The sequence below is a fragment of the Affinundibacterium baiyunense genome (assembly GCF_018139645.1).
GTDB classification, from domain to species: Bacteria; Pseudomonadota; Gammaproteobacteria; order Burkholderiales; family Burkholderiaceae_D; genus Undibacterium; species Undibacterium baiyunense.
Genome location: NZ_JAGSPM010000013.1, coordinates 41,255 through 54,826, shown reverse-complemented (window position 1 = coordinate 54,826; position 13,572 = coordinate 41,255). Strand labels below are relative to the sequence as shown.

Sequence of the window (13,572 nt, the reverse complement as noted above, 5' to 3'; positions counted from 1 at the left end):
ACCGAAATAAAATTCTCCAGGCTGCAAAAATATGTCGATATAAAAGCTCGGTTCATTCATACAGTATAGATAAGTGTCAATAACAGGCAAAAACTGTTTAGCCTTAGAACGTCTTCTGATAGATTGAAGGAGCAATTAACTTAAGTGGAGAATCCAAACCATTGAGGGATTCAGAATGACTGACAATAAAATAACCTCCAGTCCGTAGTTTCGTAGTAATTTTTTCGACTAAGCGTTTTTTTGTATCTTTATCAAAATAGATCATGACATTACGCAAAAATATTACATCAAACATCCCTAGTTCGGGTAGAGGTTCGATTAAATTGGCGATGCTAAAACGAACACGTTGACGAATGCTTGAATCAAGCAAAAAGAAATCTTCAAATTCGTCACGTCCCTTCAAACAGTATTTCTTTAGTAATGTTTTTGGAATTTTGTCGGCGGCTAACATCGGGTAAAGTCCGCGTTGTGCCTTCTCCAGCATGCGCGTTGAGATATCGGTTCCTATCACTTCCCAATCATCACCTTGAAAGTATTCAGCTAGTGTCATGGCGATCGTGTATGCCTCTTCGCCGCTGGAACTTGCGGCGCTCCAAATTCGTATTTGTTTTTGTCGCTGATATTGTGGAAAAGCGATGTTTTTTAGAAAATCAAAGTGTTTGGGCTCACGAAAAAAATATGTTTCATTGGTAGTTAGTAAATCAATCGCAACTGTAGTCTCATCTTCATAACCCGGGCGTCCCAATAAGGCAAAATACTCGCTATAGGATAGTAAATTTCGTTTACGCAAACGCTTATCCAAGCGCCCCATCACTAATGCTTGTTTTCCGTCATTTAAAGCAATGCCAGTACGTTCATATAAGAAGCGAGAGATCCATTCAAACTCGTTCTTTTTTAGAGCAACTGGCGCCGCATAATGAATCGACTTATTGTTCATGCTCCGTCTCTGCAGCATTCTGTGATGAGGTGTCTATTGAGTTCCCGAGCGCTAGCATTTCATCTACCGAGAGCACTTGATCTAAATTGAGAACGATGATGAAGCGTCCGTCTTTTTTTGCCATGCCGCTGATAAAGTCGGGGCGAATTTTTGCGCCAAAAGACGGTGGTGGTTCGATATCTCCGCTGGCAATTTCAATCACCTCATTGACCGCATCAACCACAATCCCGATACTTTGAGTTTCCGATTGATCACTCTGTACCATCTCGATAATGATAATGCTAGTGCGGCGCGAGATGCTGGTTGTGCCGCGATTAAATCGGGCGGTTAAATCCACTACTGGCACGACGCGCCCACGTAGATTAATGACGCCGCGGATAAAGTTCGGCATCATCGGGACTTCTGTTAAATCACCGTACTGAATAATTTCTTTAATGTTTAGAATGCCGAGCGCGAAGACTTCGCCTCCTAACACGAAGGTAAGAAATTGCCCCGATTCTGAGGATGGTTTATCTGCGACATTTGCGAGAGCGCCGTTGTTCACTTTGCTGATTGCATTCATAGCGATCTCCTAAAACCTTTCAAACTTCGCTTCGTCCACGCTGGAACTACCGAAGTGAGGGCGTGCCCGCTTAGGTGTAGAGCGAACAACACTACGTTCGTTGTTGGAGACTGGTCCTGCAGATTTTTGCGCTTGTCCAACGTGGAAGAAACTCACCAAATCAATTAATTGCTCCGCTTGACTAGTCATCTCTTCCGCGGTTGCCGCTAACTCTTCACTGGACGAAGCATTTTGTTGCGTGATCTGGTTCATCTGATTCATTGCAGTATTAATTTGACCGACGCCCGCAGATTGTTCCTGCGAGGCAGCTGCAATTTCCTGCACCAGATCGGAAGTGCGTCCAATACCTGGGACAATTTCATCAATCAAATCGCCAGCACGTTCCGCCGTTTTGACACTACCACTGGCTAAATCACCAATTTCTTTTGCGGCAATTTGGCTGCGTTCTGCCAATTTTCGTACTTCAGCAGCAACTACGGCAAAGCCCTTGCCGTGCTCACCAGCACGCGCTGCTTCAATTGCAGCATTCAGCGCAAGCATATTGGTTTGGTAAGCAATATCATCGATGATACCGATCTTTGAGGCGATTTCTTTCATCGCTGAGACAGTTTGTTTAACTGCATCTCCTCCTTCAATGGCTTCTTTCGATGCCTTACCTGCGATGCCATCAGTTACTTTCGCATTTTCGGCGTTTTGGTTAATACCTGCCGCCATTTGCTCTATGCTTGCACTAGTTTCTTCGACGCTGGCTGCTTGCTCGCTGGCTGCTTGTGATAAGGCTTGAGAAGTAGCGCTAACTTGTTCAGATGCATTTGATAATGCATCGGTCGCATTGCGTACTTCGCCGACGATGGTGGCTAGTTTTTCACAAGCCATATTCGCATCTTCCTTAACTTGGTTGAACATACCGGGGGCATCGCGCGTGATACGTTGACCGAGTTCACCACTGGCGAGACCACCAAAAATGCGGGCGATGTCTTCGATCGTTTGTGTTAGTTTTTCACTTGCAGAGTTTGCATTTCTCTTAACATCGTCAAACATGCCTGAATAATCACGATCAATGCGTTGTGATAAATCGCCTTCGGCAAATGCCTCTAACACGCGGCTGACATCGTCGAAAATAACCGACGTGGTTTCCATTAAGGAGTTAACTCCAGAACACAGCGATAAAATGGGGCCAGATTTTCCATCTAATGGGATGCGTTGGCTCAGATCACCATCCTTAGCAGCAGAAGTGACTTGCTGTGCTTGTTCAACCGCTTCTTTCAACATGTTTGCTGCATTAATTTGATCGGTCACGTCGGTCGCAATTTTGACGATCTTAAATATGCGCCCCATTTCATCTTTAACTGGCGCATAAACTGCTTGTATCCAGACTTCTTTACGTGATTTGGTAATCCGTTTGAAGATATTTTTCTGCGGCTTGCCTGCATTGAGATCTAACCAAAATTGGGTATATTCTGGCAAATTCGCTTGTGCAGAGTCCATAAAAGTCCGATGGTGTCTACCTTTGATTTCTTCTAACTGATATTCCATCAAAGACAGAAAATTTTTGTTTGCCTGAAGTACGTTACCGCCAAGATCAAATTCGATATAGCCATAAGATTCGTCAATCGCATCAAATACGCCTTTGGCATTTTGACGTTCGAGTTCTTGTGCCGTGATGTCATAGCGTACGCCAAGATATTTTGTCGGCTTACCGTTTTCACCTAAAAACGGTGCGATCACCGCATCGACATAGTAGGGCGTGCCATCTTTAGCGCGATTTTTAATCACACCGCGAAATGTGCCACCACGACCAATTGTCGACCAAACTTGTTTGAAAGTTTCTTTCGGCATGTCGGGATGACGTGTGGTGTTATGTGGTCTTCCGATGAGTTCGGAGCGACTATATTTAGATACTTCCGTGAATTTTTCGTTGACGGTAAGGATATCGCCTTTGAGGTCGGCAAATGACACGATACTGGTGAGATCCATAATATCGGATCGTACTTTTAACTCTTGCGCCATTTCGGCCATTTGTTTTCGTAACGCAGCGAGCTCCGCTGCCTGTGCTTCTAATTGCGTGCCACTAACCAGCTTTGAAATCCAAGATGTCTTGACTTGACTCATTTCATTTCCCCTTATTGGTTTGAGCGTTTCTCACGAAATTCGATTTGGGTGTACTACTAATATTCGGAAAATCTAATTAGCGAAGACCAGTGTCAATGGATGTAAAGTGAAGAAGATGCCTTACAAGAATTGGCTGGTCTGTTTACTATCTGTTGCTATTGTTTGGCATTGCAAGCAAGCGTTTTTGTTCCATTCTTGAGTAGTGCTGCGTCATACTAGCCACACTGAGAATCAGTGCGACTTCACCACTACCTAAGATGGTTGAGCCGCCTATTCCTTGCAAATGTCCAAACAGTTTGCCTAAGGGCTTAATCACAGTTTGAAACTCACCCATCAGACGATCCACTACGAGGCCGGTTTTATTGGTGCCAGAGCTGATCACCACTACATTTTGACGACGTGGCTCGGCACCATCAATTTCAAACATTTTGCGTAAGCGAATAAATGGCAAAACTTCACCACGCAAATCCATGTAATCTTGGTCTTCGCATTCTTTCGGTAATTCCACACATTCGACCACTTGATCGAGAGGAATAACAAAAGAGGACTTACCGACGCCCACCAAAAAGCCGTCAATAATTGCTAAGGTTAAGGGCATGCGGATGCGCATGGTTGCCCCAATTCCAGCTTCGCTGTCGATCTCAATACTGCCGCGTAAGGAGGTCACGTTGCGTTTGACGACGTCCATGCCGACACCACGGCCTGAGAGGTTAGAAACCTGATCCGCAGTGGAAAATCCAGGTTCAAAAATCAGTGCATAAATTTCTTTATCGCTTAATCCAGTACCGTCAGCGATCAAGCCTTTTTCGATCGCTTTTGCCAGAATTTTGTCGCGATTTAAACCGCCGCCATCATCGCTTACTTCAATCACGATACTGCCAGATTCATGATACGCGTTGAGTCGTAAAGTACCTTGCGCGGGTTTGCCGCGTGCAACCCTGATGGCAGCCGATTCGATTCCATGATCCATCGAATTGCGCACCAAATGCATTAGTGGATCACCGATCTTATCAACGACTGATTTATCGACTTCGGTATCACCACCAGAAATCTCTAATATGATGTCTTTCCCGAGCTCAATACTGACGTCGCGAACAACCCGTTGAAAACGACTAAATGTAGTGCCAATCGGCACCATACGTAATTGCAAGGCACTATCACGCACCTCTTCGACCAAGCGCATGACTTCATTTGTTGCCTCAGATAAGGCGATGTCATTTGCTTTGCTTGCGCGTAAATTTGCGCCAGCGCCAGCGATGACTAGCTCACCGACTAAATCAATCAGTTTGTCTAGACGTTCTGCATCGACACGAATATTTTGTTTTTCTTTTGCTTTGGTATCTTTAACTTTTTGTTGCTTGTGCAATGCCGCATTTAAGATCGGCTCTTGTAGCATTTCTTGTTTGACGAGAATTTCACCAATCGGCGCTTCGGGAGTGTCGCTACGCGTCAGCTTTTGACGTTTCTTTTGCAAGCTCAAACACTCGTCCAATTCATGTTTTGTTAGAACACCGCTCTTGATCAAAATTTCGCCGAGCAATTCATCATCGTCAGGAAGATTGTTAATAACGTCGATATATTCGTCGATTTTGCTGCGTGGTGGGACTATGCGAATAACACTATCATCGCGCACAAATTCAAAAACATTTTCAATCGCTTCTTTTGAAGCATTGCTTTTTAGTACAATTTCAAAGCCAAGGTAACAACTCTCAGCATCCATTTGTTCAAGATGTGGAATATTGTCGGTGATAGTAATCAGATTGATGACATCGCCTAAGGTACTGAGATAGCGGATAAAGGATAGCGGGTCCATGCCGTTACGCAGGCAGTCTTGTCCAAAACGTAGCGATAGATACCAATTACCGGAATCGACCACACCTCCACCAGAAGTGTGTGGATGGCGGTCGTCTTGATGTGTAATGACTTCCGAGCTCGAGTCCGGTGGCGTGCCATTAATAAATTGTCGCAACTGTTCGTGTAGTATTTTTCCCGTATCGCGTTGTTCGTCAGTTTCTTCCATCTGTCCAGCAGCGATACCATCAATCAAATTACTGATGTGATCACGACATGGCAATAGTACGGCGATTAGGGCGGAGGAGACGGCCAGTTCTTCGTCGCGTAGCATGTCGAGTAAGCTCTCAACTACGTGGGTGAAATGAACTATGTGATCTAATCCGAATAGTCCAGCCGAGCCTTTGATGGTATGCGCTGCGCGAAAAATCGCACCAATCGCATCTTGCGGATTATCGTCGTGCTCTAAACCTAATAAGCCATCTTCCATGTCTTGGAGCAATTCGCGGCTTTCTACGACAAAGGTATCAAGCGCCGCCTTCATTTCATCTTCAAAACTCATACGGAATCTCCTGCTATTTAGCTAGGTAAGAATGACTTGATCACCAAAACTTGCGGTTAAGTTACACATTTCAAGAATCTCTAATACCGCTTTGCTGTGCATGGTGTAGTGCAACTTCTTGTTACGTCGCAGCGCTTCTTGCTTCATTAAAATCAGAATCTGCAATCCTGCGCTATCTAGTTCGGAAACCTGCGACAAATTCAGTTCTAATTCATCGTCAGATTCAAGAAAATTTTGCAGTTGCAATTTTTCAGTGGCGGCAGTGTAGATCGTTAGCTCGCCAGAAATGGCATGAGAATTCACAGGACACCTTTTACGGTAAGATCAACTTGGAAACTGCCGCCAGCATTTGCGCTGGTTGAAATGGTTTGACCACCCAAGCCTTAGCACCAGCCGCTTGTCCTTGGAGTTTCTTACCTTCTTGAGATTCTGTGGTGAGCATTATGATGGGAGTGAACTTATACATAGGAAGTTTTTTCACTTCCTGAACAAAAGTGATGCCATCCATATTTGGCATATTGACGTCAGAAATGATTAAATGCACTTTCTGACCTTTGAGTTTACTTAAGGCGTCTTTGCCGTCGATACCTTCAATCACTTCGTAACCAGCGCCGCGCAATGCTAAGCCAACCACTTGTCTGACGGATGCGGAATCATCAACGACCATCACTGTTTTTGCCATGTTATCCCTCGATTATTAATTGTTTGCAGAATTAGCTAGTGAACTTGTAACGACATCGGTACCGAAAATTGTTTTATGTGCTGAAGGCAGACAATTGCAGTGTTGATGCTGTTAAGCACAGACGCGATAATGCCTTGCAGATGTGTGATGTAAGTGTTGGAACAATCTCGGTCATCGCATTAGATCCTCAGGGCAACTATCACAAAGAGGAAATCAACTATCCTAGTTTAAGCAATCTTTGACGCTGGATTTGTCTTGCTAAATCATAGAATAAAGCAAGCCGTTAAAACTGCTACATTCTTTACCAAATTTGATTAAGTAAAATGCTTTTTGTTGCTTTGTAGATATAGCTTAGCATGCTTCAATATGAACTTGTAGCCTTTGTCATCACTTATCTAGCTGTTTTTTTCTGGCAAAGTTTTAAATATCTTTAAATCCTTGTTTGACATGTATTTTTATGCGTATAAAAACGCTCAAAAACACATGACTTGAGGCGACGCAAATGCTTGTTTGGCACTGGTAAGAGAGTGCAATTGAGGTGGGGCGAATGATTCGTTTGCGTTGCGGTGCTTGACTAATGTGGATGTGATTGCCAGAGACTTTACATGTAAAGTTTCTGGCAATATGGATTGATGTGAATCAAATCAAGCTGTTGTATTCACGCTATAAGAAATGAAGATGCCTGATTTTTGTATCAAGTGCCGCCAATAAATCCATTTTGGCGCCAAGCCTCGTACACAACAATGGCGACGGTGTTTGATAAATTGAGACTGCGATTATCTGGGCGCATCGGCAATCTGATTCTTTGTGTCGTCGGAAAAGACTCGCGCAGTTCTTTGGCTAATCCGCGCGTTTCTGCGCCAAATACAAAATAATCACCTGCTTGAAAAGCGAGCGTGGAAAAAGTCGATGATCCATGGGTGGTCATGGCAAACATACGATCGCTTGCTGGATGTTCGCTCGCAATAAACGCATCCCAGTTTTTATGGACTTTCATTTGCGCGTATTCGTGATAATCCAAACCAGCACGTTTCAATTTGCTGTCTTCTAATGGAAAACCAAGCGGTTCAATTAAATGCAGTTGTACTCCTGCATTTGCACACAAGCGAATAATATTCCCCGTATTTGGTGGAATTTCTGGTTCGACTAATACGACATTAAACAAAACATTTCCTTTAATTTATACGATATCTAATACGACAAAACTGTGCGCACATGTCTCCGTATAGCACATATATGAGATCGATTTATGCGACCGGAATCTCCGATCTAAATCTGCGACAAAATTATATTGCGCATGATAGCGCAAACTAGTGCTAAAAGAGCCGGCTTGTTCTTTCCCGATTTGAACTTATCGCTCAGTCGCGATTGGTTCGAGCAAAAACATAATTTGAAACCCGTGCCGCGCCATAGCGTTTGAGCAATTTTGCTATCTCGTTCAAGGTCGTTCCGGTCGTCATCACATCATCAATTAGTCCAAAGTGCTGTCCTTCAATCAAATGCATTAGTCGCGGATTGATGGCAAAAGCGTGTTGAACATTTTGATAGCGCTCATCCGGGTGTAAGCGACTTTGCTGTTGGGTGTCTTTAATTCGCCAAAGAAGTTGTGCTTGAAGTGGAATCGCTAACTGTTTGCTAAGAGGGCGTGCAATTTCTAAGGCTTGATTAAAGCCGCGCGTGCGTAATCTTTGTGGACTGAGCGGTACAGGGCAAATGATGGCGGCGAGATTATTTTGTGAATTGAGCTGATGTTTGATTCTGTCCTGGAGTTGCTGCGCGATGATGCTGGCGTAAGATAAATTGCCTGCAAATTTTAAGCCGAGAACGATGCTGTCTATCGGCGCGTGATAATCCGTGCAGGTAATAGTTGTGTCAAAGTGGGGTGGACTTTTAAGGCAGCGGCCACAGATTTTCGCTTTTTGATCGACTATTGGTATTGCGCAGATACTGCAGCGATGTTGTTGGTCGTTGATGAAGTCTTCTTGACACGCAGAGCATATCCCAATTTTTGATGCATTTTTGCAAAGTGCACAGTATGTTGGCAAAAAATAATGGAGATAGTTTTGCATCGATAGTCCTTACTTATCTCAGTCAGATTTTGTTTGAGCGGTTAAACTGCTGGAATTGATCAATTACTATAGTCCCATCATCAAGTTGCGTGTTAACTTGTTATGCTATTTTAAAAATTATGCTTAGTGCCCCTATCGATCTATCCGAAGTTCGCCGTTTGTTTTCAAAGCCAAAGTTGCTTCAAGATTCTGTCTTTTTGCTCAGAGAAGTCGCACAAAGAATGCATGAAAAGCTTGATTTAATAAAAATTGAGCCCAAACGTGTGCTAGACGCTGGTTGTGGTGAAGGGATGGATTTGCCAATGCTGAGCCAACGCTTTCAGCAGGCGCAGTCGATTCTCGGTGTTGATGCTTCTTGGCAGATGCTGAGTGAATCAGAATTCGCAAATAGTGATGCCGCGGGTGGTTTTAAAAAAATGTTTGGCCGTTTGTTTTCTAGCAAACAAGGTCAATATGCCCAGCCTCTACTTGCCAGTAGCGATTTTGCAAACTTGGCTTTGCAGAGCGCTAGTATCGATGTTTTGTGGTCGAACCTAGCGATCCATTGGCATCCACAACCGGACTTGGTGCTAAAGGAATGGTTTCGTGTTTTAGCGCGTAACGGAATCGTCATTTTTTCTAGCTTTGGTCCTGATACTTTTGTCGAATTGAAGCAAGCCTTTGCCGAGGTCGATGACTATCCACATACGCTTCCATTCGTCGACATGCATGATTTCGGTGACATGTTGGTTGCAGCAGGATTTGCTACCCCTGTGATGGATGTCGAACGTATTACATTGCGCTATCAAGATGTGCAAAAAATGTTAAGCGATGTGCGTGCTCTTGGCGGGAATCCCTTGTCGAATCGTCGTCGGGGTCTAATGAGTCAATCAGCGATGGCATCGCTGCGTTCTGCGTTGGAAAAAAAGCGCGGAAGTGATGGCCGCATACCACTGACAATCGAAGTGGTGTTTGGTCACGCCTTTAAACCTGTTCCCACTAAGCTGGCTAGTGGCGAATCGATTATTCGCTTTGATGCCTTAAAAAAGTAAAAGTATTTCAGCAAGTTTTATTGCCAATGAAAAAGATTGGCCTACGAGATTTCCTAGTAAAAATCAAGATTGTCAATATGATTTTGCGCAGCTGAACCATGATTTCTTCTTGATATAGCTCAGCTTTACGCTTTATACTCTCGCAGTTGTGGAAGTTGTCAGTATTTTCCTTTGGCAATTTCTGTTGAAAATTCTAATAGGTTTTTGGGGAAATCATGAAACATGCTATGCGATTAAAGTCGAGAACGCTTGGCGCCTCCTTGGTGCTCGGTGCTTCGCTTTTGGCTGCTGGGATGCCAGCTTGGGCCGTTAAAGATAGCCCAGGTGGTCCTGCCGTCAAGCAGTTGAATCTGGCAACACCCGTGACACAAATCGCGGAGCAGATCTATTCCATCCATAACCTCATGCTCTACATCTGCTTGGCAATTTTTGTCGCAGTGTTTGGTGTGATGTTTTATTCCATTCTGAAACATCGTAAGTCTTTGGGTCACAAGCCAGCGACTTTCCATGAAAGTACGACTGTTGAAATTTTGTGGACTATCGTGCCATTTTTCATTGTTATCGGGATGGCATTGCCAGCAACAAAAACAGTGGTGGCAATGAAAGATACGTCGAATGCAGATTTGACGATCAAAGCAACCGGTATGCAATGGAAATGGGGTTACGACTACCTCAAAGGTGAAGGCGAAGGGATTTCTTTCTTGTCTACCTTGGCTACTCCACGCACGCAAGTCGGTGCTCCAGGTTTAGCTCCTACAGAGGCTCGTGGCGTTAATTATTTGTTGGAAGTCGATAACGAAGTCGTTGTTCCAGTGAATAAGAAGATTCGTATTATCACGACCGCAAACGATGTGATTCACGGCTGGACAATTCCTGCTTTCGGCGTTAAGCAAGATGCGATTCCAGGTTTCGTTCGTGACACTTGGTTTAAAGCAGAAAAAATTGGCGTGTATCGCGGTCAATGCGTTGAATTGTGCGGTAAAGAACACGCTTTCATGCCTATCGTCGTGCGCGTTGTATCTGATGCAGATTACACCGCTTGGGTTGATGCTAAGAAAAAAGAAATGGCTGCGAAAGCAGATGATCCAAGCAAAGTTTGGACTGTAGATGAATTGAAACAACGCGGTGAAAGCGTTTACACAGCAAACTGTGTGGCTTGCCATCAAGCGAATGGTAAAGGTGTTCCAGGTGCATTCGCCGCTTTGGATGGTTCTGCGATGGTAAATGGTCCAAAAGCTGATCAAATCAACATCTTGTTGAATGGTAAGGCTGGTATGCCTGCATGGAAAGCTACATTGTCTGATACAGAAATTGCCGCGGTAATTACTTATACCCGTAATAGCTGGTCGAATAAGGCAGCAGAAAATATCGTCCAGCCAGCCGAAGTTTTGGCTGCGCGTAAGTAATTGAACAGGAGATAGAGATGAGTAATACAGTAGCTGATCACGCACACGATCACTCTCATGGTCACAACGACCACGCCCATGATCATCATGATCACCCACATGGCTGGCGTCGTTATTTATTTGCGACGAATCATAAAGACATCGGTAACTTGTACTTGTGGTTTGCGTTCTCAATGTTAATGTTGGGCGGCGTTATGGCGCTTGGCATTCGTAGTGAGTTGTTCCAACCAGGTTTGCAATTAATGCAACCAGAGTTTTTCAATCAGTTGACCACGATGCATGGTTTGATCATGGTTTTCGGTGCGATTATGCCGGCGTTCGTTGGTTTTGCTAACTGGATGATTCCTTTGCAAATCGGTGCATCTGATATGGCATTTGCCCGTATGAATAACTTCTCATTCTGGTTAATGCCTCCTGCAGCATTGTTGTTGGCTGGTTCTTTCTTTGTTCCAGGTGGCGCGACCGCTGCTGGCTGGACTTTGTATGCACCATTGTCGACACAAATGGGTCCTGGTATGGACTTAGCGATTTTCGCTGTGCACATCATGGGTGCTTCTTCCATCATGGGCTCCATCAATATCATCACAACGATCTTGAACATGCGCGCTCCTGGCATGACTTTGATGAAGATGCCAATGTTCTGCTGGACATGGTTGATCACTGCGTATTTGTTGATTGCAGTTATGCCAGTGTTGGCAGGCGCAATTACCATGACTTTGACAGATCGTCATTTCGGTACTTCATTCTTTAATGCTGCTGGTGGTGGTGATCCAGTCATGTACCAACACATTTTCTGGTTCTTCGGACACCCAGAGGTGTACATCATGATTTTGCCAGCGTTTGGTATCGTTTCTCAAATCATTCCAGCATTTGCACGTAAGCCTTTGTTTGGTTATGCGTCAATGGTGTATGCAACTGCATCTATCGCGATTTTGTCTTTCATCGTTTGGGCGCATCACATGTTCACAACTGGTATGCCGGTCACGGCACAGTTGTTCTTCATGTACGCAACGATGTTGATCTCGATCCCAACAGGCGTGAAGGTGTTTAACTGGATTGCGACAATGTGGAAAGGTTCGATGACTTTCGAAACGCCTATGTTGTTTGCGGTTGGTTTCATTTTCGTATTTACGATGGGTGGCTTTACTGGTTTGATTTTGGCGGTTACTCCAATTGATATTCAGTTGCAAGATACATACTATGTTGTGGCGCATTTCCACTATGTTTTGGTAGCAGGTTCTTTGTTTGCTTTATTCGCTGGTTACTACTACTGGGGACCAAAGTGGACAGGTTTCATGTACAACGAAACACGTGGCAAGATCCATTTCTGGATGTCTTTGATTACCTTCAACATCACCTTCTTCCCAATGCATTTCTTGGGTCTCGCAGGTATGCCTCGTCGTTATGCTGACTATCCAGCGCAATTTGCAGATTTCAATTTGATCGCTTCTGTTGGTGCCTTTGGTTTTGGTTTGATGCAGGTTTACTTCATTTTGTTCGTGGTGATTCCATCGATCAAAGGTGGTAAGCCAGCTGACGCAAAACCATGGGAAGGTGCAGAAGGTTTGGAATGGACAGTGCCAAGTCCAGCGCCTTTCCATACCTTTGAAGAACCACCAGTCGTTAAGTAAATAATGGAATACAGCCCCAACTTAGATTGGGGCTGTTTGAAAAATGAAAAACCAAAATAAAAGTAATCTGAAAACTGCTTTGATACTTGTATCGGTGGTTTTAGTGTTTTTTATTGGCGTGTTCGCAAAACAGACTTTCTTGCGTTAAGACTACATCGGAATTTGCATGTCTGAAGATTTGAAGCAAAGCGTTTCGAAAGAAATGAACGAAGATCAGGTTGTGACCAAGAAATTGAATTTCTTGATGTTGAAGAAATTAGTGGTCATTGCAATCGTGATGTTTGGTTTTGGCTATGCTCTGATTCCGATTTATAAGCAGATTTGTGAGATCACTGGCATCAATATTTTGACGCCAAAAGATATTTCTGCTGATGCGGTTGTCAATTCACAAGTCGATAAAAGTCGCTTAATCACCATTGAATTTGATGCAAATACACAAGGACCTTGGCGCTTTCGTCCAACGGTTTCTAGTTTGCAAGTGCATCCAGGTGAAATGGCACAAGTCGTTTACGAAGTTGTGAATAAGCAGTCTTATAAGATGGATGCGCAAGCAATCCCAAGTTATGCACCGCAACAAGCAGCAAACTTCTTCAAGAAAATGGAGTGTTTTTGCTTTCAGCAGCAAACTCTAGAAGCAAATGAAGCGCGTCAAATGCCAGTATCATTTTTTATTGATCCTGCGTTGCCGAAAGAAGTAAAGACGATTACTTTGTCTTATACGTTTTTTGAAGTTGGTTTAAAGCCTGCTGCTGACAAGACAGGATCATAATATTTGGTCTAGTCGATCTG

General features: G+C 44.0%; 13 protein-coding genes. 5 read left to right on the top strand and 8 right to left on the bottom strand.

Annotation, left to right across the window (positions count from 1 at the left end):
* Nucleotides 1-103: 103 nt before the first annotated feature.
* The 8 genes from KDM92_RS16750 to KDM92_RS16715 form a co-directional block, all read right to left on the bottom strand.
* Complete coding sequence (locus KDM92_RS16750; protein ID WP_212685555.1) at nucleotides 104-937, bottom strand: CheR family methyltransferase; 834 nt, start codon at nucleotides 935-937, stop codon at nucleotides 104-106.
* The gene (locus KDM92_RS16745; protein ID WP_212685554.1) at nucleotides 927-1,499 is read right to left on the bottom strand and encodes a chemotaxis protein CheW; all 573 of its coding nucleotides are present in this window, start codon (nucleotides 1,497-1,499) and stop codon (nucleotides 927-929) included. Before KDM92_RS16745 ends, KDM92_RS16750 begins: the two co-directional genes overlap by 11 nt.
* Before the next feature lie 9 nt (nucleotides 1,500-1,508).
* The gene (locus KDM92_RS16740; protein WP_212685553.1) at nucleotides 1,509-3,611 is read right to left on the bottom strand and encodes a methyl-accepting chemotaxis protein; all 2,103 of its coding nucleotides are present in this window, start codon (nucleotides 3,609-3,611) and stop codon (nucleotides 1,509-1,511) included.
* A gap of 145 nt (nucleotides 3,612-3,756) precedes the next feature.
* Nucleotides 3,757-5,964 carry a chemotaxis protein CheA gene (locus KDM92_RS16735; protein ID WP_212685552.1) on the bottom strand — a complete coding sequence of 736 codons (2,208 nt, stop codon included), beginning with the start codon at nucleotides 5,962-5,964 and terminating at the stop codon, nucleotides 3,757-3,759.
* A gap of 21 nt (nucleotides 5,965-5,985) precedes the next feature.
* Nucleotides 5,986-6,267, bottom strand: a complete 282-nt coding sequence (locus KDM92_RS16730) for an STAS domain-containing protein (RefSeq protein ID WP_189346308.1) — start codon at nucleotides 6,265-6,267, stop codon at nucleotides 5,986-5,988.
* Between the two features lie 10 nt (nucleotides 6,268-6,277).
* Nucleotides 6,278-6,646, bottom strand: coding sequence for a response regulator (locus KDM92_RS16725; RefSeq protein ID WP_212685551.1), 369 nt, complete (start codon nucleotides 6,644-6,646; stop codon nucleotides 6,278-6,280).
* 694 nt (nucleotides 6,647-7,340) lie between these two features.
* On the bottom strand, nucleotides 7,341-7,811 hold the full coding sequence (gene trmL / locus KDM92_RS16720) for a tRNA (uridine(34)/cytosine(34)/5-carboxymethylaminomethyluridine(34)-2'-O)-methyltransferase TrmL (protein ID WP_189346306.1): 471 nt from the start codon (nucleotides 7,809-7,811) through the stop codon (nucleotides 7,341-7,343).
* 193 nt (nucleotides 7,812-8,004) lie between these two features.
* Entirely contained in the window at nucleotides 8,005-8,715 is a 711-nt protein-coding gene (locus KDM92_RS16715) for a ComF family protein (protein ID WP_212685550.1), read from the bottom strand.
* Nucleotides 8,716-8,834: 119 nt separating this feature from the next.
* Here KDM92_RS16715 and KDM92_RS16710 point away from each other — a divergent pair, with 119 nt between their 5' ends.
* The 5 genes from KDM92_RS16710 to KDM92_RS16690 all read left to right on the top strand — a co-directional run bounded on the left by KDM92_RS16710 (nucleotide 8,835) and on the right by KDM92_RS16690 (nucleotide 13,552).
* Entirely contained in the window at nucleotides 8,835-9,746 is a 912-nt protein-coding gene (locus tag KDM92_RS16710; RefSeq protein ID WP_212685549.1) for a methyltransferase domain-containing protein, read from the top strand.
* A 215-nt stretch (nucleotides 9,747-9,961) separates the two neighbouring features.
* Nucleotides 9,962-11,152 carry a cytochrome c oxidase subunit II gene (gene coxB / locus KDM92_RS16705; protein WP_189346303.1) on the top strand — a complete coding sequence of 397 codons (1,191 nt, stop codon included), beginning with the start codon at nucleotides 9,962-9,964 and terminating at the stop codon, nucleotides 11,150-11,152.
* A gap of 17 nt (nucleotides 11,153-11,169) precedes the next feature.
* Nucleotides 11,170-12,783 carry a cytochrome c oxidase subunit I gene (gene ctaD / locus KDM92_RS16700; RefSeq protein WP_189346302.1) on the top strand — a complete coding sequence of 538 codons (1,614 nt, stop codon included), beginning with the start codon at nucleotides 11,170-11,172 and terminating at the stop codon, nucleotides 12,781-12,783.
* A gap of 43 nt (nucleotides 12,784-12,826) precedes the next feature.
* Complete coding sequence (locus KDM92_RS16695) at nucleotides 12,827-12,931, top strand: cytochrome oxidase small assembly protein (RefSeq protein WP_212685548.1); 105 nt, start codon at nucleotides 12,827-12,829, stop codon at nucleotides 12,929-12,931.
* Between the two features lie 54 nt (nucleotides 12,932-12,985).
* On the top strand, nucleotides 12,986-13,552 hold the full coding sequence (locus tag KDM92_RS16690) for a cytochrome c oxidase assembly protein (RefSeq protein ID WP_212685580.1): 567 nt from the start codon (nucleotides 12,986-12,988) through the stop codon (nucleotides 13,550-13,552).
* Nucleotides 13,553-13,572: the final 20 nt, after the last annotated feature.